Annotated in this window: 15 protein-coding genes and 1 tRNA gene; 8 read left to right on the top strand and 8 right to left on the bottom strand. The window is 35.4% G+C overall.

What is annotated here, in order from left to right; genetic code table 11:
* Positions 1 to 3 precede the first annotated feature (3 nt).
* Both FVB9532_RS07920 and FVB9532_RS07915 read right to left on the bottom strand, forming a co-directional pair.
* Positions 4 to 2430 carry a YfhO family protein gene (locus FVB9532_RS07920; RefSeq protein WP_150544670.1) on the bottom strand — a complete coding sequence of 809 codons (2427 nt, stop codon included), beginning with the start codon at positions 2428 to 2430 and terminating at the stop codon, positions 4 to 6.
* Between the two features lie 42 nt (positions 2431 to 2472).
* Entirely contained in the window at positions 2473 to 2766 is a 294-nt protein-coding gene (locus tag FVB9532_RS07915; protein WP_150544669.1) for a DUF4834 family protein, read from the bottom strand.
* 101 nt (positions 2767 to 2867) lie between these two features.
* On the opposite strand from FVB9532_RS07915, the gene FVB9532_RS07910 reads away from it, so the two are divergent.
* Positions 2868 to 3848, top strand: coding sequence for a transporter (locus FVB9532_RS07910; RefSeq protein WP_150544668.1), 981 nt, complete (start codon positions 2868 to 2870; stop codon positions 3846 to 3848).
* Between the two features lie 60 nt (positions 3849 to 3908).
* On the opposite strand, the gene FVB9532_RS07905 is transcribed toward FVB9532_RS07910, so the two are convergent.
* From FVB9532_RS07905 to FVB9532_RS07890, 4 genes are all read right to left on the bottom strand, one after another.
* A complete protein-coding gene (locus FVB9532_RS07905; RefSeq protein WP_150544667.1) occupies positions 3909 to 4511 on the bottom strand; it encodes a hypothetical protein in 603 nt (200 codons plus the stop codon).
* Positions 4512 to 4596: 85 nt separating this feature from the next.
* On the bottom strand, positions 4597 to 5856 hold the full coding sequence (locus FVB9532_RS07900) for a cysteate-C-fatty acyltransferase (protein WP_150544666.1): 1260 nt from the start codon (positions 5854 to 5856) through the stop codon (positions 4597 to 4599).
* 147 nt (positions 5857 to 6003) lie between these two features.
* Entirely contained in the window at positions 6004 to 7044 is a 1041-nt protein-coding gene (locus tag FVB9532_RS07895) for a cysteate synthase (protein ID WP_150544665.1), read from the bottom strand.
* A gap of 91 nt (positions 7045 to 7135) precedes the next feature.
* A complete protein-coding gene (locus FVB9532_RS07890; RefSeq protein ID WP_150544664.1) occupies positions 7136 to 9199 on the bottom strand; it encodes a S9 family peptidase in 2064 nt (687 codons plus the stop codon).
* A gap of 108 nt (positions 9200 to 9307) precedes the next feature.
* Here FVB9532_RS07890 and FVB9532_RS07885 point away from each other — a divergent pair, with 108 nt between their 5' ends.
* From FVB9532_RS07885 to FVB9532_RS07855, 7 genes are all read left to right on the top strand, one after another.
* Positions 9308 to 9622: a YbaB/EbfC family nucleoid-associated protein gene (locus tag FVB9532_RS07885; protein WP_150544663.1), complete on the top strand. Its 315-nt coding sequence runs from the start codon at positions 9308 to 9310 to the stop codon at positions 9620 to 9622.
* Between the two features lie 55 nt (positions 9623 to 9677).
* Entirely contained in the window at positions 9678 to 10232 is a 555-nt protein-coding gene (locus FVB9532_RS07880; protein WP_150544662.1) for a hypothetical protein, read from the top strand.
* Positions 10233 to 10640, top strand: a complete 408-nt coding sequence (locus FVB9532_RS07875; protein ID WP_150544661.1) for a hypothetical protein — start codon at positions 10233 to 10235, stop codon at positions 10638 to 10640. It begins immediately after the preceding gene.
* 547 nt (positions 10641 to 11187) lie between these two features.
* Entirely contained in the window at positions 11188 to 12669 is a 1482-nt protein-coding gene (nhaC, locus tag FVB9532_RS07870; protein ID WP_150544660.1) for a Na+/H+ antiporter NhaC, read from the top strand.
* A gap of 64 nt (positions 12670 to 12733) precedes the next feature.
* Positions 12734 to 13450 (top strand): bacillithiol biosynthesis deacetylase BshB1, encoded by a 717-nt coding sequence (gene bshB1, locus FVB9532_RS07865; protein WP_150544659.1) that lies wholly within the window; start codon positions 12734 to 12736, stop codon positions 13448 to 13450.
* A 90-nt stretch (positions 13451 to 13540) separates the two neighbouring features.
* Positions 13541 to 13616 (top strand) — tRNA-His (locus FVB9532_RS07860).
* 131 nt (positions 13617 to 13747) lie between these two features.
* Positions 13748 to 14830: a hypothetical protein gene (locus FVB9532_RS07855; protein ID WP_150544658.1), complete on the top strand. Its 1083-nt coding sequence runs from the start codon at positions 13748 to 13750 to the stop codon at positions 14828 to 14830.
* 150 nt (positions 14831 to 14980) lie between these two features.
* Here FVB9532_RS07855 and FVB9532_RS07850 read toward each other — a convergent pair whose 3' ends face one another.
* Both FVB9532_RS07850 and FVB9532_RS07845 read right to left on the bottom strand, forming a co-directional pair.
* On the bottom strand, positions 14981 to 15904 hold the full coding sequence (locus FVB9532_RS07850; protein ID WP_150544657.1) for a leucine-rich repeat domain-containing protein: 924 nt from the start codon (positions 15902 to 15904) through the stop codon (positions 14981 to 14983).
* Between the two features lie 67 nt (positions 15905 to 15971).
* On the bottom strand, positions 15972 to 24071 hold the full coding sequence (locus FVB9532_RS07845; protein ID WP_150544656.1) for a LamG-like jellyroll fold domain-containing protein: 8100 nt from the start codon (positions 24069 to 24071) through the stop codon (positions 15972 to 15974).
* Between the last annotated feature and the right edge of the window lie 355 nt (positions 24072 to 24426).

The raw sequence follows: 24426 nt of genomic DNA, 5'->3' as shown, positions 1-24426 counted from the left end.
GATTTAAGCCGATTTTCTTCGGAAAGTAATTACCAAACCACCGATTAATAAAATAGCTAATAGAGCTCCACTTGCCAAGGTGATGGTGCTTCCGGTTTGAATGATTTCTGGTTCAAAAGTAAATTTAATTTCATGATTTCCTGCCGGTAACATCGCTGCCCGTAAAACGTAATCAGCTTGGAGTATCGAAATTTCTTTACCATCTACCGTAGCTTTCCAACCATGAGGATAATAAATTTCAGAGAATACAGCCAACCGATCTTCATGGGTTGAATAAGAATAGACCAACTCGTTAGGTTGGTAAGATTTCAACTGAATTTGAGCCGTAGAATCTGTCGTGAATTTTTGCTGCGGAATTTCTGCTGAAAACTTTTTATTCACAATTGCGGTTTGCTTGGTATTTAAGCTATCTAAAGCTAAAATTTCTTCGTTCGCATTACCTACAAATTTCACTTCATTGACAAACCAAGCGTTTCCATTTGCTTGCGGATTGGGTTGCGCCATGACTTCCCCTTGATTCGATAAAATAATGTATTTGGTATTCAGCATATTTAATACCTGCTGATTGCCATCGTAAATATAAAAATCGAATAATTCCTGAATTCTACCCGGTTTTGCCGCGTGATAACCCCCTAAAGAATTATGAAAATAAGAAGCTCGAGCAGAGTTTAACGGACTTCCGGAAAAATCTAATACTCGATAATGACCATTGTCTTTTAAAATTTCCTGATCGGCAGCGTTTGCCTGAAAAGGTTTTTTCATCTGACGCTCTTGTACAAAATCTTCATTATTTACATAACGACGATCTACCCCTACCAAATCGATTACAATCAATAAAGCAAGTCCGCCAATAGCCAAACCTTTATTGACTTTATTTTTTAAATATGCCCAAATGAGTCCGGCTGCTAATGCCACAAATATTAAACTTCGAATGGTATCGGCATTAAAAATAGCTTTTCGGTCTTCTTTTAGTGCTCGTACAAAACTTTGTCCTAATTGTTGTAAATACTGTCGGTCTTGATTCCCGACAAAATCAAAGAATACAGATTTTGCCACTAGAAATAAAACGGCTAAGCCTCCCGTGATGATGGTTGCCCATTTTAAAGCATATTCCTTTTCTTCTTGCGTTCTTTTATTGCTGAAGAATTTTGAAAGTCCATAAACCGCCATTAAGGGTAAACATAATTCTAAAATTACCTGAGTTGAAGAAACCGCTCTAAACTTATTGTATAAAGGAACGTTATTAATGAAAAACTTAGTAAGCGGCGCAAAGTTATCTCCCCAGGAAAGCAACAAAGCTAAAATAGAACCACCCACGATCCACCATTTAAATCTTCCTTTTACTAAGAATAAAGCCAATACAAAAAGGAAAATAACAACTGCACCAATATACGCCGGCGCACCGATAAAGGTTTGATTTCCCCAATAGGTAGGTGCCGAATCTGCAAAACTTATCGCTTGCTGTGGGCTGGCTCCCATTTTCAGCAATTCATTATAAAGCTCAGAATCTTTTCCTAACTTCTCTGCGCTAGAGCCTCCCATAAAACGTGGGATAAACAAGTTAAAAGTTTCAACTACTCCATAACTATATTCAGTAATGTAATCGTATGAAAGTCCATTCGTATTTTCTTGTTGCTCGCCACTTGGAGTAATGGTTAAACCAGTATCTCCACGCGTACTAAAATCAGCATATTCTTTAGTAGCCAAAATGTTGGTAGCATTGGTTCCTATAGCAATAAGTACAGCAACCATCATGACTGCTATTGCTACAAAATACTGCTTGATCTGTTTCTTTTTAAGAAAATCGATGAAATAGGCAACTCCTAACACAATGACTAACAGCATTAGGTAATAGGTCATCTGAAAGTGATTGGCATTTATTTCCAACGCCATTCCTAGCGTAAGCAGTAAACCACCCCAGAGGTATTTTTGCCGAAACGTGAGAATAATTCCCGCTAATACAATGGGCATATAAGCAATGGCATGAGCTTTTGAATTATGCCCGACACCGAGAATAATAATGAGGTAAGTAGAAAAACCAAATGCCAATGCACCGAGAGCCGCTAATTTATAATCAACTTTTAAGCATAAAAACAGGATGTAAATACCTATAAAATAAAGAAACAAATAATCTGCGGGACGTGGTAAAAATCGTAAAGCACGATCTAATTCTTTAATATAATTATAAGGATATTCTGCTCCCAATTGGTAAGTAGGCATTCCACCAAAAGCAGCATCTGTCCAATAACTTTCAGTATCGGTATCTTCCTTAAACTCTTTATGTTGATGAGACATCCCAATGTACTGGGTAATATCACTTTGAAAAATTACTTTCCCCTGTAAAACCGGATTAAAATAAGCTAAGGCAGCAATGATAAATCCCACAATAATAACTACATGCGGAATAATTTTCTTCAAGTTAATGGACATAGTTGTTTCAAAATCGTTTAGCAGCTACTAAGAACGGAAAAATTATTCAATTTCTTCAAAATCTATGTATTCCCCCACTTCTTTATTTTCGTTTCTGGAATTAGATTTTTTCTTACCTATATTTTCTTTAGTTTTTTGTTGTGTTCTATTTTGCTGAAAAGGGGATTGAGCGTTTTCACCTTGGTTAAAATTCTGAAAGGCTTTTTCTCCCAGTTTTTTCATAAAGTATTTTAAAATAAGAGGACCAAACCACTTGAAAATGATCTTGATTCCGAAGTAAATCAAAAGAATAATCAGTATAATTTTTATAGCTCCTATCAATGATGCTTCTTGCATAATTTTTTTAATACAAAACTAAAAATTACTGGCCTTAAAAACTTGATAATACCTATAAAAATTACTAAAACTATTCTATATTTGGTTAAAACTAACTTTTTATGAAGATGAAAAACTTCTTAATGACCGGATTGTTGTTTTGCGGGCAATTTTTGTTTGCTCAATATACAGAAACCATTAACTCTAACCGACCTGGAAGATCTCAAGGTGCATTTGCCGTTGGAAATGGCGTTTTACAAGGAGAATTTGGAGGTCGTTATGGGAAAGATGAACATTCCTTATTAAATACGGAAACTTCACTTTGGGGATTGGATTATGAAGTTAGGTATGGCTTTTTAAAAGAAAGGTTAGAAGCCAATTTAAAGGGATCATTTTTAAACGCAAATGAAAAATATATGATGGGTGCTAACACTATAGAAAGCACTTACCGAAATTTGGAAAGCAACACATTAGGCTTAAAATATTTGATTTACGATCCGCACCGCAAAAAAATGTTGGAAGGCCCCAATTTATATAGTTGGAAAGCTAACAATACCTTACATTGGGACGATTTAATTCCTGCTGTATCTGGTTACATAGGATTAAATTTATTATTGGGTAGTACCGATAATCCTTTTATAGGACCTGGAAATGATGGTATTTCTCCACAAGTAGCCATTATCACTCAACATAACTTAGGAAGATGGGTGTTTGTCATGAACCTTATTGGAGACAAATTTACGAACGATTTACCCACCTATTCCGGAATTTTCACGTTAACTCACGCGTATACGCAAGAGCTATCCTTTTTTGCGGAAGCTCAAATTATAAAAAGTGATTTTTATAGCGATGATATTGCCCGCCTTGGAGCTGCTTATTTATTTAATAAAGATTTTCAAGTTGATGTTTCAGGTTTAGTAAATTTTAAAGATACACCTTCACGCTGGCAAGTTGCTCTAGGAGTTTCTTACCGAATTGATATGCATTCTACCGACGAATATATTATGGAAGATAACGATAATTCAAAGCAAAAAGAAGATGCAACTAAAGCGGTAGATAAAAACCGAAAAGACGGTTTTAAAAAACAAATTGGAGAAGATTAATTTCATTTTCAATTACGAATACAAAAAAACCCGATGATTAAATTTTCATCGGGTTTTTTATTAATAACACTTACTGGCTTTTTCAACAATCGCCGGTATATCTTTAAAGTCGTATTTGTGTTTATTTTCTTTTAATTCAGCAATTAACTGTTTGCAATTAGGATAGTATTTTTTTATGTGTTTTCTAAAATAACGAAAGCTTCTGGCATATTTTAGTAAAGGTAGTGCTTTTTCAAATTCAGCATCATATATATAATATTCACTTGTCATCCCATACATCACAAATCCCCCACCGGGTGTTGCACCGTGCATCTGCCTTCCATAAAGTGCTGGAGAAATAGTTTCGTTAATTACCCTAAAAAGTTGATACTTCCGTTTTTTTACAGGTATGTATTTATATAAACCGTTTTTTCCTTGTATTTTAACGATAACTTTTTCTATTTCTTCTCCATTTCTATACTTTTCTTTTTTCGCTTCTTCATTTTCTTTAAACTGAAGGCTGTTACCATAACTTTTTAGGTATTTAGCCGAAACAGGCAATCTTACTAAACCTTCTTTCACTTCTCCATTATTAAAATAAATTGTTCCTTCATAAAATTCCAACTCTTGCGAGAAAGAAAATAAAGGAAATAAAAGAAGTGCGAAAATGATTAGTTTTTTCATCTTTATAGAATTTGAAATTCTTATAAAAATAAAAAAATCCGATAAAATTATCGGATTTTTTAAACAATCTGTAATGTATAAATTTTTAAGCTCCCATAGCTTGGGCAACTGCTGCTGACAAACGTTTGTATGTCCCGTTTTCTAAACGCTCTCGAATTGCTGAAAAAGCATCTAAGGTTTCTTCCACATCCTGTAAAGTATGGGAAGCCGTTGGGATCATTCTTAGTAAAATTAATCCTTTTGGTATTACCGGATACACTACAATAGAACAGAATACTCCGTGATTTTCACGAAGATCTTTTACCAAGGCCATCGCTTCAGGAATACTTCCTTTTAAATATACCGGGGTTACACAACTTTGGGTAGTACCAATATCGAAACCTCGATCTTTTAATCCGTTTTGAAGTGCATTTACATTCTCCCAAAGTTTTTCTTTTAACTCTGGCATAGAACGTAACATTTCCAAGCGTTTTAAAGCTCCTTCAACCAATTGCATTTGAAGAGACTTCGCAAACATTTGAGAACGTAAATTGTATTTTAAATAATCAATCACTTCTTGATCTGCCGCAATAAATGCTCCGGTACTTGCCATCGATTTTGCAAAAGTCGCAAAATAAACATCGATATCATCTTGCACACCTTGCTCTTCTCCTGCTCCTGCTCCTGTTTTTCCTAAAGTACCAAAACCATGAGCATCATCAACAAACAATCTAAAATTGAATTTTTTCTTCAATTCAACAATCTCTTTCAATTTTCCTTGTTCTCCACGCATTCCGAAAACACCTTCAGAAATTAAAAGGATCCCACCGCCTGTTTGTTCAGCGATTTTAGTAGCTCTTTCTAAGTTTTTTTCAATGCTTTCTACATCGTTATGCTTATAGGTAAAGCGTTTCCCTAAGTGTAAACGAACTCCATCAATGATACACGCATGTGCATCTACATCATATACAATAACATCATCTTTACCTACCAAAGCATCAATGGTAGAAACCATCCCTTGGTAACCAAAGTTTAACAAATAAGCTGCTTCTTTATGTACAAAGTCTGCCAATTCATTTTGAAGTTTCTCGTGTAAGTCTGTATGACCACTCATCATACGAGCTCCCATCGGGTAAGCTGATCCGTATTTTTTACCAGCTTCTGCATCTACTTTTCTAACTTCCGGATGATTAGCTAAACCTAAATAATCGTTCACACTCCAAGTAATCACTTCTTTTCCTTGAAATTTCATTCGATTGCTAATCTCTCCTTCAAGTTTTGGAAATACAAAATATCCCTCTGCTTGATCTGCCCATTTCCCTAATGGTCCTTTGTCTTTGTATATTTTATCAAATAAATCCTTCATAAGATTTTAAGTTTAAACCAAGTTTCAAAAATAAAATTTTTATACCGAAATACGAGAAGTAATACTTATAATTGTTAACATTTATAAATAAAAAAGCACCTTAAACGGTAATTTAAGGTGCTTTTTTATAATTTTCGGTAAAATTCATTATTTTATGAATTCTATTTTTTCTGCTCCTACGTTATTTTCACTATCAGAAAACCCTTGTTCATGCATCCAATCGTCACTATATATTTTACTCATATAACGTGAACCATGATCTGGAAAAATCATGACTACATTACTGTTTTCATCAAACTCTCCTTCTTCTTCTAATTGTTTAATTCCCTGAAAAACAGCTCCACTAGTGTAACCTACAAATAAACCTTCGGTTCTGGCAATATATCTAGCGGTATGTGCACTCGCTTCATCAGTGACTTTTACAAATTTATCGATGACATCAAAGTCGGTAGCGGTTGGAATTAAATTTTTCCCTAATCCTTCAATTCTATAAGGATAGATTTCATCTGGATCTAATTCTCTGGTTTCGTGATATTTTTTCAACACAGAACCAAATGCATCTATTCCGATGACTTTAATATCCGGGTTTTGTTCTTTTAAGTATCGTGCCGTTCCAGAAATGGTTCCTCCGGTACCACTACAAGCTACTAAATGAGTAATTTTCCCTTGGGTTTGCTTCCAAATTTCAGGTCCGGTACTTTTGTAATGAGCATCGATATTCAACTCATTAAAGTATTGATTGATATAGACTGATCCTTTCATCTCTTGATGTAAGCGTTTTGCCACCTCGTAATAAGAACGGGGATCGTCTGGAGCAACATGAGCGGGACAAACATATACTTTGGCGCCCATTGTTTTTAGCATATCTATTTTATCTGCAGAAGATTTAGAACTTACGGCTAAAATGCACTCATAGCCCTTTATCACACTTACCATAGCGATACTAAAACCGGTATTTCCCGAGGTAGTTTCTATAATTGTACTACCGGGATGCAAAATACCTTTCCGTTCGGCTTCTTCAATAATATGAAGAGCTATCCTATCTTTTGTGGAGTGTCCCGGGTTGAAGGCTTCTACTTTGGCAAAATAATTACCTTCTAATTCTTTTGTAACTTTATTGAGCTTAATGAGCGGGGTATCACCTATGAGTTGCAATACGTCATTATAAACCTTTAAGTCTTCTTTCATAAGTTGAACTTCTTTTTAACATATAAAAATGTTCCCATTTAAAGCGGAAACATTTTCGCAAAACATCGCAAATTTACAATAATTTTTTTAATCAATTGCTAATTCCTTCTAAGTCTAATATAAAAGCATAATCTTCAGCTACTTCTTTTAGGGCTTCAAACCTTCCTGAAGCACCGCCGTGCCCTGCATCCATATTGGTATGTAGAAGTAATTTATGGTGATCTGTTTTTAATTCCCTTAGTTTGGCCACCCATTTTGCAGGTTCCCAATATTGTACTTGAGAATCGTGAAAACCGGTGGTTACTAAAATATGAGGATATTCTTGTGCCACCACATTATCGTAAGGCGAGTAAGACTTCATATACTCATAATATTCTTTTTCATTAGGATTTCCCCATTCATCATACTCTCCCGTCGTTAAAGGAATACTATCATCTAACATCGTAGTGACTACATCTACAAAAGGCACGGCTGCAATCACCCCGTTATACAATTGTGGAGCCATATTTAAAATTCCTCCCATCAACATTCCGCCTGCCGAACCGCCCATGGCGTATAAATGTTTTGCTGAAGTATACTTTTGTTCAATTAAATATTTGCTACAATCTATAAAATCGGTGAACGTATTTTTTTTGGTGAGCATTTTTCCGTCTTCGTACCAGTTTCTACCTAAATATTCACCTCCTCTTACGTGAGCAATGGCAAAAATGAATCCACGGTCCAATAAACTTAACCTAGAAGTGGAAAAGGAAGGATCGGTGGTATGACCATAGCTTCCATAGGCATATTGCAAAACCGGATTGCTTCCGTCACGCTGAATTCCTTTTTTATAAACCAAGGAAATAGGAATTTGGGTACCGTCTTCTGCCGTTGCCCAAATACGTTCTGATAAGTAATTTTCTTTATGGAAATTGGGATCTTGTACTTGTTGTTCTTTTTTAACTTCACTTTCTTTGGTTTCCATATTAAAATCGATCACCGAAGCAGGCGTCGTTAAGGAGTTATACCCATACCGAAGTATATTGGTATCAAAATCAGGATTATTGCCGGTGTAAGCCGTGTAGGTTTCATTATCAAAAGGCAAGTAGTAATCCTCTTGATTGTCCCAACTCATAATCCTAATTCGGTTTAAACCATTATAACGTTCGCTAAGCACTAGATAGTTTTTAAAAATATCCATATCTTCCAGCAATACCTCTTCGCGATGCGGAATCACTTCTTCCCAATGTTCTGAAGTAGTTTTATCGACCGATGTTTTCATCAACTTAAAATTCTGTGCACCATCTTTATTGGTGATGATGTAAAAACGATCTTCAAAATGAGAAAAACCATACTCCACTCCACGAACCCGTTCTTGAAACAACTGAAACTGTCCGCGAGGCTTATCGGCATCTAAAATTCGGTATTCATCACTCATTGTACTGCTCGAACCAATGATGATGTATTGTTTAGATTTTGATTTATAAACATAGGTATTAAAGGTTTCATCTTCTTCGTGATAGACCAAGATGTCATCGTCCGGGTTTTCCCCTAAAATATGCTGATAAACCTTGTCAGAACGAAGGGTTTCTTCGTCTTTACGAGTGTAGAAAAGGGTTTTATTATCGTTGGCCCAAGTAGAACCACCGGTAGTGGTTTCAATTTTTGTTGGAAGAATTTCTCCGGTTTCCAAATTTTTAATCTGAATGGTATATTTTCTTCTACTCACGGTATCTATACCAAAACTAACGAGTCTATTGTCTGGACTTACACTAATTCCGCTTAATTTGAAATAGGAATGACCTTCGGCCATTTCGTTACAATTGAATAGAATCTCTTCTTTGGCTTCCAAAGTTTCTTTTTTTCGGGCATAAATAGGGTAACCTTTTCCAACTTCATAACGTACGTAATACCAATAGCCGTTTGATTTATAAGGCACGGAAGAATCGTCTTCTTTAATTCGGCTTTTCATTTCTTCAAACAAGTTTTCCTGAAATTGCTTGGTATGCGCCATCATTCTATCGTTATACGAGTTTTCTTCTTCTAAGTATTTCACTACTTCAGGATTCTCGCGCTCGTTTAACCAAAAGTAATTATCTATTCGTGTGTCGCCGTGAATGCTTAATTCTTTGGCTATTTTTTTAGGTTTCGGTGGACGTATTTCTTCTTTTATCATCTTAATGACTTCTATTTTGAATGCTTACAAAGGTAAAATTTCGGCAGAAATGAGGAAGCATTCTAAGTATTTAATAACTTTGTCGTTGAACCAAAAAATAAAAAAGCTATGTTCGGAGATATGATGAACAAATTAAAGGAAGCGCAAGCGAAGGTTGAAGAGACCAAAAAGCGCTTAGATACGGTAACGATGCAGGAAAAATCGAGTGACGATTTGCTAAAGGTGACCATCACCGGAAACCGTGAGATTAAAAATATTGAAGTATCTGAAGAATTATTGGAAGATAAAGAACAATTGGAAGATTACCTAGTGTTAACGCTCAACAAAGCGATTAAAAGGGCTTCTGATATGAACGAAGCAGAATTAGGTGCTGCCGCAAAAGATGGTATGCCCGATATCCCGGGAATGGATATGTTTAAGTAAATATAAAAACGGAGGTAATTTTATTTAACCTCCGTTTTTTATTAAATGCCTCGCTTTGCTGAAAAGAATCATTCAAGTTATAACCTTTTTTCTGCTTATTTTTATTCATATAGGTTTTCTTACTGTTTTTTTAGTTGAAAAATTTAATGAAATCTGGGTCTTATTGGGAGTAATTATAGCATCAGCAATTATCACTTACGCCTATTACCATATTTCTCCTGACAAGGAAGATTTCTTTTTAGCCGATTTACAAGATGTTTTCTACATAGGGATTGGTGCCGTAATCACCTATTTTTTAAGTGTAGATATGGAACTCGGGCCTGTTATAGCAGCAGCTGCTTGTGGAACTGTTGCTTCTTTTATACCTGATTTATTCTCCGCTTCAAAAAATATGGAAAAAATACCTACAAGGGTTTATTGTGGTGCTTTTATTGGTATGACGGCTCCGCAAGTAGCTTATGGTTATGGTTTTATTTTATTCGCCTCTCTCCTAGCTGGTGTCTTATTTATCGGGACAAAAAATTACCTGAATGGTTTTGGCGGAAAACTGGGTACCATTGCTTTTGGAGGTGTGGCTGTTACTTCTTTTTTAATTTATTTATTTTTTTAGATGGAAGTCATAATACTCATCCTTACCGGAATCTTAGGAAGTTTAACCACTTATGTACTTCACAATTACTTGGGGCAAAGTGATGTTCGTGCTTCTGCCTTACCATCCTTAATTGTTGCCTTATTCTTTTTTATATTCCCTGAAATTACCTCAAGTTTTCTTCAACATAAAATTCCTATCATTTTTATAGGTGCCTCTTTTGTAGGAATGGTTTCCAATAAAGTATTGCATCATTGGTTATATATAATTTTGGCTGGTGCTATTTTTTCCATCATATACATTAATTTAGGAAGCTTCTTTAAAGGATTTGGTGGTAGTTTAGGAAATGTGGCTTGTATTTCGGTAATCACTACACTAGGTTTAGCTACCTTAAAAAAGCACAAGGGTATTAAAAAAAGAAAGAAGTGACAGATCCAGAGAGATTATAGTTTAGAATAGATTAAATTTAATTCGGCTTCAGGAAAGTTTATTAACAAGAGATAAATCTTTACTTGAAGTAATTGCTATTCTTGAAGAGTTGAAGCTTTTTGCAATACAAATAAAAAGGGAGTATCTTTTAAATAGGATATAAACTATTATAAAAAAAAGCGATATCAGGATTATGATTTTAAAGTTACCTAAAATCTCATAATCACTGATTTAATTTATGAGATTAATTAATTTTTCCATAAATTTTTTAGTCCTAGTCGGTACATAAATTACAATACAACAACCGGTAGCTCCTTTCCTCCCGTTTTTTAAAACATTCTAAGTAGTAGAACCAATACTAAAAAAGTAGGATCGATAAGAAGATTCAATAATTATAAAACTAGAAATCCCTCAACAAACCGCTGAATTATTTCTATAAAATATAGAAAAAGGTACTTTTTTAAGATTTTATGTATAGATATATAGATTTTTTTATCCTAAAGTTTTTATTATTGTAAGAAATAACTTCATTTAACAGCACTAAATCATGCAAGATACTTCTAATGAAATTGTTAGCCAAAATAAAGAATTAAGCATTTGGGAAGCATTGATCCCGGTTATTGCTTTAATAGGAATGCTAGCCTATAACGTATTTATTTTTGGAGAGGATGCATTAGGAGGTTCCAATCAGTTTATTTTATTAATGGGTGGTGCCGTCGCTGCACTTGTTGGTGCTTTTAATAAAGTCTCTTTTGATAAAATGATTGATAAAGTGGCCCATAACATTCAATCTACTACAGGAGCTATTCTTATCTTATTAATGGTAGGTGCGCTTGCCGGGACTTGGTTAATCAGTGGAATTATACCCACCATGATTTATTACGGACTTCAGGTGCTCAACCCTACTATTTTCCTAGCAGCTTGCGTGATTATATGTTCGGTAATTTCTGTAGCTACCGGAAGTAGCTGGACTACCTCTGCTACTGTGGGGATTGCCTTAATAGGAATTGCCGATGCCTTGGATATTTCCACCGGAATGACTGCGGGAGCCATCCTTTCCGGAGCCTATTTTGGTGATAAAATGTCGCCGTTAAGTGATACTACCAATTTAGCTCCTGCGATGGCGGGAACCGATTTGTTTACCCATATTAGGTATATGACAATTACTACTGTACCCACCATCTTAGTTACCCTTATTGTCTTCATTATTATTGGTCTTAATTTAGACGCTTCAGGGACAGCAAATACTGAAGGAATTTTGAATTCAATTGAAAAAACATTTTATGTAACGCCTTGGTTGTTTGTGGTACCTACACTTGTTATTATTCTAATTGTAAAAAAGACTCCACCGCTTATAGCCTTGCTTTTAGGTACACTTTTAGCTGCGGTTGCAGCCTTAATCTTTCAACCTGAATTAGTTGCTTTATTAGGCGGAAGCGAACAATTAAACTTTAATACTGCTTACCAGGGAATTATGAATTCCATTACGATAGAAACCGCTATAGAAACCGATAACAAAGTACTCAACGATTTATTTTCTTCAGGAGGAATGCAGGGAATGCTCGGTACTATTTGGTTAATTATCTGTGCGATGGTTTTTGGTGGAATTATGGAAGCCATTGGTGCTTTGGCAAGAATAAGTCAAGCTTTACTCAACCTGTTTCATACCACGTTTGGGCTATTTGCCAGTACCGTCGCCAGTTGTTTAGCATTAAACTTAACTGCGTCCGATCAATATTTAGCTATTGTAGTTCCAGGCAAAATGTTTTCTCAAGCTTATAGGGATAAAGGCTTAGCTCCTGAAAATTTAAGTAGGTCTTTAGAAGACTCTGCTACTGTAACTTCGGTTTTAGTCCCTTGGAATACTTGCGGAGCCTATCATAGCGGGGTTTTAGGTGTTCCCGTAGCGAGTTATTTAATGTATGCTATTTTTAACTACTTGAGCCCTTTTACCACTTTACTTTTTGCAGCTTTCCATATTAAAATTAAGCATTTAACTCAAAAAGATGCTGATGTTGCCCAAGTTTAAGATATCTATAAACTTGGTTTAGCAACAGACTTCTTATCTTTGCAAACCATACAAATCAACAAAAATGAAATTAGATATTTTAGCTGTAGGTGCGCATCCTGATGATGTTGAATTAAGTTGTGCAGGAACTATAGCCAAAGAAATTGCCAACGGTAAAAAAGTAGGTATTTTAGATTTAACCCGAGGTGAATTAGGAACCCGCGGAAGTGCAGAAATCAGAGATCAAGAAGCTAAAAAAGCAGCAGAAGTTTTAGGGGTTTCCTTGCGTAAAAACCTTGAGTTTAGTGATGCTTTTTTTATTAATAATACTTCTCATCAATTAGAAATCATTAAAGTTATTAGGAAGTATAAACCGGAAATTGTTTTGTGTAATGCCATCGATGATAGACATATTGATCATCCCAAAGGTAGTAAACTAGTTAGCGACGCTTGCTTTTTAAGTGGTTTACGCAAAATTGAAACTTATTGTGATGAAAATAAGCAAAAGGCTTGGCGGCCTAAATTTGTATATCACTATATTCAATGGAAAGATTTACAACCGGATATCGCAGTAGATATTAGTGGATTTATGGATAAAAAAGTAGAAGCGGTAAAAGCGTACCAGTCTCAATTTTTTGATCCCGAGAATAAAGAGCCCTCCACCCCTATCTCTAGCGACAACTTTTTAGATAGTGTTACTTACCGGGCACGGAATTTAGGTAGGCTTATTGGTGTAGATTATGCAGAAGGTTTTACTGTAGAACGCTGTCCTGCAGTGGATTCTATTTTTGATTTAATTTAATTGAAAAAATGTTTTGCAAAATTGAGGAATTCAACTAAATTTGCATCCGCATTTGCTAGGTGATGCTTAGCAAAAGTTCTTCAAACAAATGGTGGTTGTAGCTCAGCTGGTTAGAGCGCCTGATTGTGGTTCAGGAGGTCGTCGGTTCGAAACCGATCTTCCACCCTTTTTTAAAGTCCCTTCCTTTATTGGTTGGGACTTTTTTTATAGCTAGATTTCACTGACAATAACCGAAGTCTGCTTAAATAATTTTGGCACTATCATTGAAAATGAACTTTCATAACTAATTTATCTATTATGAAAAAATCATTACTATGCCTAACAGGTTTTCTATTTTTACTTTCCTGTATTGAAGATGAAAAACCAGCGAACACCACCTCTTTGAAAAAAAATATAGAGATTGAAAATAATATAAAATCACTTCAAAATCCATTAGCTTCTTTTAATGAAGTCGAAACTCAGGAATTTCAATTAAATTTAACAAAAGACAGTCTTCTTGTAGGAAAAAAAGGAACACTGATTTATTTTAATCGAGATAATCTTGATGTTGGTGCTACCAATCTGCTTACTTTTATATTAGAAGAGTATTATGATTTTAAAGATTTGGTAGCTCGCCAAATATCTACACAAACGAAAGATGGAAGATTATTAGAAACTTCTGGAGTAATTCGTATAAAAGTAAAATCTGATGATGGCAGCGATATTAAATTAAAAAAAGGCAAAAATATACAAGTTATTTTTCCCGATGATAGAATCGTGAATAATGATATTTATTATGGTGAAAGAAATAAAAAAGGTATTGTGAAATGGGAAAAAGATACCACATTAGTAGATACTACTATCTTAGATTATCAATTTGTAAAAACATATGGTATAGATAAGTATATAAGGATTAAAGTCCCTAAAGACTCCTTGGACTATTATTTAGAGTTGAATAAATCGTTTTCGATTGCTGATATTGCTATTGATTCTCAAGATACTAATTCCATTTATAACCCCATTATTGATCCTGCGAAAATTAATTTACAACAATTAAAATGGATTAATATTGATCGCTTAACAGAACCAGATTTTTTAAAAAATGTAACATTATCAAACCAAAGACTTACCGATTATTTTTCTGTTTATATACTTTACAAAGAACTCAATTCTTTTTTAAATTATAATTTTCGAGAGGCTAAAGCTGAAATAACTTTAGAAAAAATTCCTATAAAAGGAAAAACTCAGTTGCTAATAGTACAACTTACTTCTGAAAACGAACTAAAATCACAACTCATTAATTTAGGTGAAAAGAATCGTTACATTATGAAATTGAAAAAAACTTCTATCGAGAAATTGAGTGAGTTACTTAAAAATAGTACAACCAGAGACAGTATTTAAAATTCAACTGTTCAGCGTTAGTTAAATGAGGCTTTGTAATAGAACCGACCGACTATTAATAAAAAGACAGTAAAGTTTTATAAAAAGCAACTAAAAAATATTAAGCTACTCCAAAGTTTCAATTAAATCAAGGTCATACAAACCAAAAACCTAAAGATAAACTTTACAGTTAGGAAGTTCTTTTTTAATCCTAGTTTTTTCTGCTTGAGAAAAGTTATTGTTTAAAGCGATTAAGGTTTTTAAATTCTTTAACTTTTCAAGCTCGTTCGGTAATTGAGAGAGATTGTTGTTAGAAACTATCAACATTTGCAAAGTTGAGATTTCCGTAAGTTCTTCGGGTAAAGTCGTTAACTCATTATTATTTAAGATTAAAGATTCTAGACTTTTCAGCTTTGAAATTTGTACAGGTAATTCTTTAAGCTGGTTATGTTCTAAATTTAACTCTTTTAAATGGGGTAAGGCTAGCCAACTCCCATCCAATTCATTAAACTGGTTGAAACCTAAATGCAACAAGCTTAGGTTTTTCAATTGGCTTATTTCCGAGGGAAGGTAACTAAGCTGGTTATTGTCTAACTCCAATACTTCTAGATTTTCACAATTCCCTAATTGGGAAGGAATAGATATTAGCAAATTAAGGGAAAGGTGAAGGTTTTTAAGCTGTGATAGCTTTTCAATTTCTGAAGGGATTACAGCAATATTATTACTGCCTAAGTCAAGGCTTTGTAATTTATCTAATTTTTCAATTTTGCTAGGAATATAAGTAAGTGAATTGAGTTTTAAATTCAGATGGTTTAAATTTTTCAGTTTGAAAATTTCTCCATCCCATTTGGAAATGTTATTCCGCATTAGGTTGAGAAATTCTAACTCCTTCAGATTTTGCAGTTCACTAGGAACAAAAAATAAATGCTGATCGCGAAGATTGAGTTGTCTGGCAGACTTTGCTTGTAAAGCTTCTTCTACCGAATAATAAATAGAGTTTTCAATAGGATTAGGGATTTGCGCTTGAACACTACCTACTAAACTTATCGTTAAAATAAAAATTGTGAATAAGGTATAATACTTGAATTTTCTCATGCTTTCAAAAATAAAAAAGACCGGTAAAAACTTTACCGGTCTCTTTTTTAAATTATTATTATCAATCTTACTGGTTTGTTAAGACTTTATATCTTCCAGATTTTCCAGCTACATCTACTTGAATAATCAACATTTGATGAGCTTGAATGGATTCTGATAGATTAAGGTTTATCTTCCCATTTACAAGTTTTGTATTGGAAAGTTTTTTAACCCTTCTTCCCAGTAAATCGAATACCTCAACATTTATATTTTCTGTTGAAGCGTCTTTCACTTCAATATAAACTTCCCCTGAAGTTGGATTAGGATATACTGCGACCTTACCTTTTAAAGCGTTATCCACACTTAAAGTTTCAACTTGAATATATTCAGATTTTTCCATTTCACTGTTTCCTGCCACGTTAGATGTTTCCAATTTCACATTAAACAGACCATCAGCAGTATAAGTTACCGTTGGGTTTTCTTCTGTGGAAGTGGCCGGATCCCCACCTTCAAACGTCCAGTTCCAAGTGTCGGGATTATTGGTACTCAAATTGGTAAACGTAACTGTTTCCCCTTGTTGAATTTGTACTTGATCTGCCACAAAATCGGTTACCGGAGCTTGTATTCCTAGGTTTTCATTTAAAGAGAATACTACGGTAGAAGAAGCATTGATGGTAACATCATTAAACGTTGCGTCTTGTTGTGGTTCGTTATTTCCACTTGGATGTTGTACAGAAAAGAAACCATATTTAAAATCTGGAGAAAAAGTTAATCCTGTTGGTTCAGAACCATTGGGCATAGAAGCAAATAATTCAACTTTAGGATTGGCTTGCGTATGGTCTGGTCTAACTACCCAAATATAGTTGTTCCCCCCATCTTGTAATACCCAAAGGTTTCCTTTGTCATCAAAGGCAAGGTTATCATTACCATATCCCCAAGGTTCTGAGAATGTTCCCTCAGCAGTTTCGATATCATAATTCATTCCTCCTAAGAAGGTTTCAAAATTGGTTACTGAATTTGTACCATTATCGGTGAATCGATACGTTCTTCCTCTTCCTTTAGCAGTGAAATAAATTTGACCGGTGGTTGGATGAATTTCACAATCTTCCACTCCATTAAAATTGGTTCCCCCTAGCGTTGCAGCAGTGGTGTTTAAATTATTACGCTCAGCTTGCGTATCGTTAGGTACTTCGATCCACTCAGCAGTACTAGAGGTTGGTTCATCGCCTACCAATGGTAAATCTAACTTAAGTACGTAAACTGTTCCTGACGTTAAATCTCCCGGTGTATCCATCACGTATTTGTAAACACAGTGGGTTCCCCCGTCTTCACCATAATAAGCAGTAGTGGCATCTGGGGAAATCACCACATTTTCGTGATTCATTCTTCCCATCGCCCAAAGCTTTTCTTGACCATTACCATAATCCATTACTTGAGCAGTTTCCGGATCAATTTCCACTAACCAGCCTACGTCTTGGTAACCATCACCATTTTCATCTCCATTATTGGTAGATTCTTCTGCAGTAACTACCGTTCCCCACGGGGTAATCCCTCCGGAACAGTTTCTGGTAGTGGTTGCTAAAACATTATTATAGAGATCTACCGGCTGACTGTAATCTACTTCCCATAGATGATTATCGGTATTTAAGTGAAGATCGACAATGGAAACTCCCCCCGGTGTGTTTTCGTGGTTCACCGATAAATATCCGTTTTCACTACTTCCGTCGATTGGGATATAAGCCGTAAAGTCGTTATTACCAGGTACGTTCCCAGAACCATCCAAATAAGCATCTCCTTGCTTAAAGATCAATTGAAATCTATGGGTGTCTGAAGGAATAATTAAATTTGGCGTTTGAGCGGTTGGTACGATGGAAGTAAAACAACCTATACGCGGCTCATCACAATCAAAATCTATGGCCTCCACATTTTTAATGTATAGATCAAAACGCATATCAGAACTTTGACCGTCACGATTGTGCACCTCAACTGCAATGGTATTTACCCCAGCTTGAAATGCTGATTTCGGTACTTGATGAATTTGATAGTTAATTTCATCTGAACCGCTAATAATTTCTGCAGAATGGGTCTGGTAATCTATATCTCCTTCCGGCATATTGTCCCTAAATACTTCTTCACCGTTTACATACACTACGGCCCCATCATCCCTTCTGATTCCAAATTCAACCATATCGGTCATTTCTGAAAGGTCTACTTCCATTTCACGGACAAAATAGGTGGTAATGTATTTATCACTAGCATCAGGTCCATAAGAAACCTCGGTGATTACCGGATCTCCATATCCTAAAGTTCCAAAACCTCTGTTCCAATCGGTATAATCGAAACCGGTTTCATTCCAAGCTTCTTCATCTAAGCTTATTCCGGTATCTAAATAATTCCATTCTGATTCTTTCACTAATGGGTAAGCCGAAGCCGGAATTGGAGGCAAGTTGTAATCTACTTCCATATCGAAACGTAAATCTGAACTTCCTGCTGAACCTTGATGCAACTCTACTGCGATTACATTTTCACCTACTTGTAATAAGTTCTCGGTTTCTACTTCGTGCCAGATTTCTTCATCGGCACCTCCTATGGCTTCTAAAGCATAGGTATTATAATCAATAGCTCCTTCCGGCATATTCAACCTAAAAGCTTCCTCTCCATTTACATACACTACCACTCCATCGTCTTTCATGGTTTTGAATACCAACGAACCGATATCTGTTAAATCTTCCACTTCAAAACGATGTCTTAAGTAATAGGTCGGGTATTTGTTACTTGAATCACTACCGTAATCTAAGGTTGTACTTTCAATACCATCGCCATACCCTAAAATAGCATTTCCAAAAGCCCAATCTTCATCATTATAAGTGATGCTAGTCCACTCTTCTGAAGTTAAATCTTCACCATTATCGTTGTACTTCCAAATGCTTTCTTGAGCGATGGGAAAAGTCCCCATAGGATACTCATCGATATTCTTCCAAGCTAGATAGACTTCATTTGAATTAATTTCCATTTCCGGGAACGAAACGATGTTTGCTTCTTTAGTTCCGGTAGCAATCACATTTACTTCTAAAGCTGGATCGCCTTGTAATAAATAGTACTCATTGGCTATTAAATCGACATTATTTAAATTTTCAAACACCTTAGTTAAATCTACCTTAACACTTGCGTTTTCTACAAATAACGGATCGATTAACCAACGGCTATTTAAGTAAAGAATATCGGTGGTCGCAGAACCTAAACTAGGTAATACTTCCTCTCCTTCTTCTTTTCCTACCACAACGTTAGAATTGTAATCTTCAATTTCATTACCAATGTAAAACCCATTTCCGTTATCGTTCATCACACTCCAATGACCGGTTACCTGATTTCTAAATGGAGCTTCAACATCTCTGATTGGACCGGTTGCAGGAATAATTTCTGAATTATTATACTGAACTTCTACCGTTTGAGAACCACTATTTACAAGGTAACCGGAGTTTTCCTGATTAAAGGTATAATTATATACTAAATCTGTAGTTTCTTCTGCAATTGTTAAGTACATACTTTCTTTAATCTCCTCTTGGGTTTTAGCAGTCGTCCAAATTCTAAATTCATCAATTGAAGAGTTTGTTGGTGAATTATTGGAGATGTTTTTACCGAATGCTAAATTGTTTACACAAGGATGAAATTCTCCTACATTCATACTATCTACTAACTCTCCATTGATGTAGAATTTAAATTCACCATTGGGTACAAAGGTAACTGCGGCGTGATTCCATTCTCCTATATTCCAAACGTGGTTGGAATTTAAGGAGTTCCATCCTCCTGTTGGTCCTTTTCCTGTAATGGTTTGAAGAGTTTGATTATTTAAAAATTCCATCTCCCAACCATATTCTCCACCTCCAAAATTTGAGAAGCCGACCAATTTCGTATTACCTCCGGCAGTTTCATCTAAACGTCCCCAAAGTTCAATCGTAAATTCACCGGATAAAGCCGTATTTACGCCTTCTTTCGGGAGTTGAACATCGTGACCATTTTGTAAATCAAGAGCACCTCCTTGTAAAGCGATAGCAGCTTCGGTATCTTCTACAAAGGCTAAGTAGTAATTTCCTAAAGAAATATCAACATTATTGAAATCTACAGTTCCGTTTTCTTCCGTTCCTGTTGCTAACACTTCGTAGTTACTGGTTGGGTCACCTTTTAACAGTAAATATTCGGCTACGCTTGCATTTACAAATTCAGCATTATCAAAAACTTTAGACAAATCTACTTGTAAATCGGTAGTCTCAATATTTAATGAATTAATATGCCATCCGCCTGAAACGTAGAAGGTATCTTCTTCATCTGCTAATTCTAAAATTTCTGAACTGGTATGATGCCCAATCACTACATTTTCGGTATAACTGGTAATGACGTTTTTTAAATAAAGACCATTGTTGTCTTCATTCATAATACTCCAGTTTCCGGTGATTAAAGAAGGGAATTCAGGATTAATTTCACTTACCGGACTGGTTGCTGAAATAATTTGAGCTGAAGTATAGGTGATTTCATTTTCATAGCTTCCTTCATTTTCTAATACTCCTGTATCTTCTTGATCAAAATTGAAATTGAACACCAAATCTTCTTGTTCTCCTTCTACTTTACAGTGCATTTGTTCTACAATTTCTTCTTGGCTCTTTAGTTTGCTCCATACCCTAAATTCATCCATAGCAGCATAAGTTTGTCCGCCATAATTTAAACTTTTACCTAAAGCAAAATCCCAAGTACCATTACTGGCATAAGTTCCAAACGCATTGGAGTTTTTTAGTTCTCCATTTACGTAAAGCTTAATTTCTTGGTTAGGAGAAGCGGTTACCGCAATATGGTTCCATTCTCCGATATTTAAGCTTTCTCCTGAATTAATAGCATTCCAGCTTCCGGTGTTGGTACCAAATACTGCCGAAACTGAATTGTTATCGGGCATCTCTAAAGAAAAACCTGTGGTATTATTATTAATCCTACCATGATTAGAAAGTAAAGGATCATTATTACCGGGATCTTGGGTTACATTTACCCAAAACTCAATGGTTATATCTTCCGCTAGTAAAGCCTCCATATCAGCTGAAGGAATGTGTACCTGATGTCCTCCGGTTAAAGAAATAGCTCCTCCTCTACCCGGTACAAAATCTGCTTCTGCCCAAGCTAAGTAATAAACTGTTTCTTCTAAATTGGTATTGAAGAAGTTTACATTTTGACCGTCAAAGTTTCCATCGGCAACAGAGGTAAAACCATCTTCTGTATTTCCTTTGATTAAGAAATACTGTCCGGCCATATTGCTTACGGTTTCGAAATTCTCGCCTAAGGCTTCTGCTAAATTAATTTTTACAGTAGCAAAAGGAGTATTGATGGGATCTATTTTCCATCCTCCGGCCAAGTATTGTAATTCTTCTTCGGCAAGATCTGCCAAGGTGTTTTCAATTTGCTTTCCAACAATTACGTTTTTGTTATAAGCAGAAATTTCTTCCGGTAAGCTTAATCCTGCATTTAGAATATCGTTGTTTTGACTCCATTTTCCAGAAACTACATCTTGATATTCTATTGCTAAATTACTTACCGGTGAAGTTGCTGAAGCTAAGGTAGCTCCGTCCAATTCCATTTCGTAAGTTACACTTCCTAAACTCGTCACACTTGAAGCTTCCTCTTCTGTCTCACCAAAACTGTAGTAAATCGCTAAATCTTCTTCACTCCCGGTAATAGCATAATGCATATGTGCTTTTATTTCTTCTTCGGTAAGTGCTCTTTCCCAGACTTTTAATTCATCTAGTTCAGCATTTACTTCGCTTCCGTAATAGGGACTATGTCCCATACCTAATCCCCAGTCGTTAGGAACATACTCTCCAAAACTTCCCTCGGCAACCAAATCTCCATTTACATAATATTTCATGCTTCCATTTTGGATGGCTGAAACAGCGACGTGGTTCCATTCTCCGATATTCCAAGCTTCCCCTTGTTCAGAAAGTGTATTCCAGCCACTACTATTGTTTCCTACCACTACATTCAGTTTTTTACTATCTGGATATTCAAAAGAAATTCCTGTAGAGTTTCCGTTAATTCTTCCATTACTTGATAAAATCTTACTGTTAGAACCGGGATCTGCATTTAATTTTGCCCAAAATTCTATGGTGAAATTTTCATCTAAAACCGGGTTGAGTACACTACCGGGAATAGCTAATTGCTGTCCACCAGATAATTTTAATACTTCTCCTCTAGACGTTTCTACATCGGCATTTTCCATAATCTCTTCCTCAGAGATAAGTCGGCTGTAAAGATTTAATTCATCTAAACTTCCTTGATAATTTTCCCCGATCGTGATATTTCCCAATGACTCTTGATCGATCATCATATCGTTCCAGTTCTGGATTAGAAATCCGTTATAGTAAAGCGAAAGTTTTCTTCGGATGTTATCATATTTCCAAGTAACATACGACCAATTTCCGGTAATAATATTATACTGGCTTTCATAGGTTAAGCCTTCTTGATGGTTGGTAAAAGTAATATTACCACTTTCATTTAAACCGAAAGAAACTCCGTTACCATTCGCTGCATTCGTTAAAATAGTTGCTTCTGTTAATGTAGACGGATTTATCCAATAAGAAAGACTAAAAGATTTATCATGAAACTCTAAAGAATTAGCAGCATCGATTTCTAAGGAAGTTTCTCCTGAAAAAGCTAAAGCTTGGTTGGCTTCATTATCTTTATTGGCAGTAAAAGAATATGCTGAACCGGTTATATTATGTGTAAATTCAGAACTATCCTCTATAGAATTACTAAAAGCTAATGCTAAATTATGGGCATCTTCATTCTGACTGGTCAATAAACCTTCATGAATGATTTCCTCAAAATAAGCTTCCCCATTGTTGCCTACATATTCCACTTTCATTCGACGGTCATTTTCTTCACCGTAAACATTTACGCGTAAATAGGTTTGCTTTACCCCTTGAAGAATATGATTACTATCGTAATTAGTATTGAAGTTACCATTGCCTACATCTGAATTAATATTTCCTGATAGTACATCGTACAAAGGATAATTGGTATTCCCGTCGGTAACCAAAAACTTTTGCTGATGAATATCGGCACTAAATGCTAACACACCATTGATATTATTATTCTGAATAAAATTGAATAATTCGTCGTGCTGCGTACTCACGCTAAAGTTTCTTCCGCCTATCGGATAAAAAACCGGTGTTCCGCTAACAATTACTTTAAAAGTTGCTGTAGAATTTAAAAGACCTTGTTTTAACCAATCCAATTGATCAGGTCCAAAATGTTGGTGCGTGTTATCGCGATAACTACGGTTATCGGTTAAAAAATACTCTACATCTTTATATTTATAAGAAGAATGTAATCCTTGACCTTCCGGTGTGGAAAGGTATTCCGGATTTGGCCACCAATCCATAAAAATTTCCCTCATCTCTCCGATGGTAGGTAAGTTTTTATCAAACTCATTAGGGCCCAAATCATGATTATCTGTAATAGCTAACTGAGGCATTGCTACGGTTAAACTATCATGATAATCTCTTTGGAAACGATAACGATCGAAAGCCATATCTTTATTGGCCCAATCATCTACTCCATCAGGACATTGTCCCATCGCATGTTGTAAACCTAAAAGATAAGTAGCATCCCCTAACCAAACCATGAGGTCACTTCCTTCTTCTGCCATGGTATTAAACATGGTAGGTGTTCCGTTCACATGGAATTCTGCCTCCGGCTGATCGATACAACGGGTTATATCATAAATTCGACCACAACCTCCCGATAAAAATTCAAAATCACTTAAGGTATTCTGACCGTTGGTTATAGAAGTGATACGATTGGAGACCGGAGTTCCATTGGCAATAAGTTGAGTGGTGTACGTATCTCCTTCGGTAAGACCAGTAAATTCGTAAGATCTTAAATTATATCCTAAACGCGTATCACTGTTAAAAACAGTTCCTGTAATTTCTGTTTCGGGAGTGGTGTTATTGGTAAATGACAGTTCTAGGTTTTCTCCCGTTCCGGTGTCATTTTTTGTTAATACCCAAACCCGAACTGAGTTTTCATAAACAGGACTAAACATAGGCCCGTAAACAATGGAATCCCCAGGTATCGTAATTTGTGCTTGCGCTACAAAACCCATACAGAGAGAAATCCAAATACTTAAAATAAGTAAGTTTTTTTTCATTGGTTTTAATTAAATTTTAAAGGTTTTTAAGAAATTTTCACAAAAGTAGCGGTTGAATAGAGCGAAGTGAAAATTCTGCTTTTAAGCTTAGCTTACCAAAAAGTTACCTAGATTAAGTTATACTTAATTGAATGTTAAATCGATTAAGTTAATCCTTTAAGTAATTACGGATTATTAGTTAAAATTGAAATTTATATGAGAATACTATTTTAACCATCAGGCTTGTGTGCAATCTCTTTAAGAATTATTTAAAATAGTGCCTACGAATTATACTGTTTTCCTTAACCTTAAGGAAATATGGATACATTAAACCGAAGATAATTTAAAACACAACAAGGTTAATATAGAACATATT

Source organism: Mesonia oceanica (assembly GCF_902499555.1).
Classification (GTDB): Bacteria; Bacteroidota; Bacteroidia; order Flavobacteriales; family Flavobacteriaceae; genus Mesonia; species Mesonia oceanica.
This window is presented reverse-complemented; position numbering and strand designations above follow the sequence as displayed.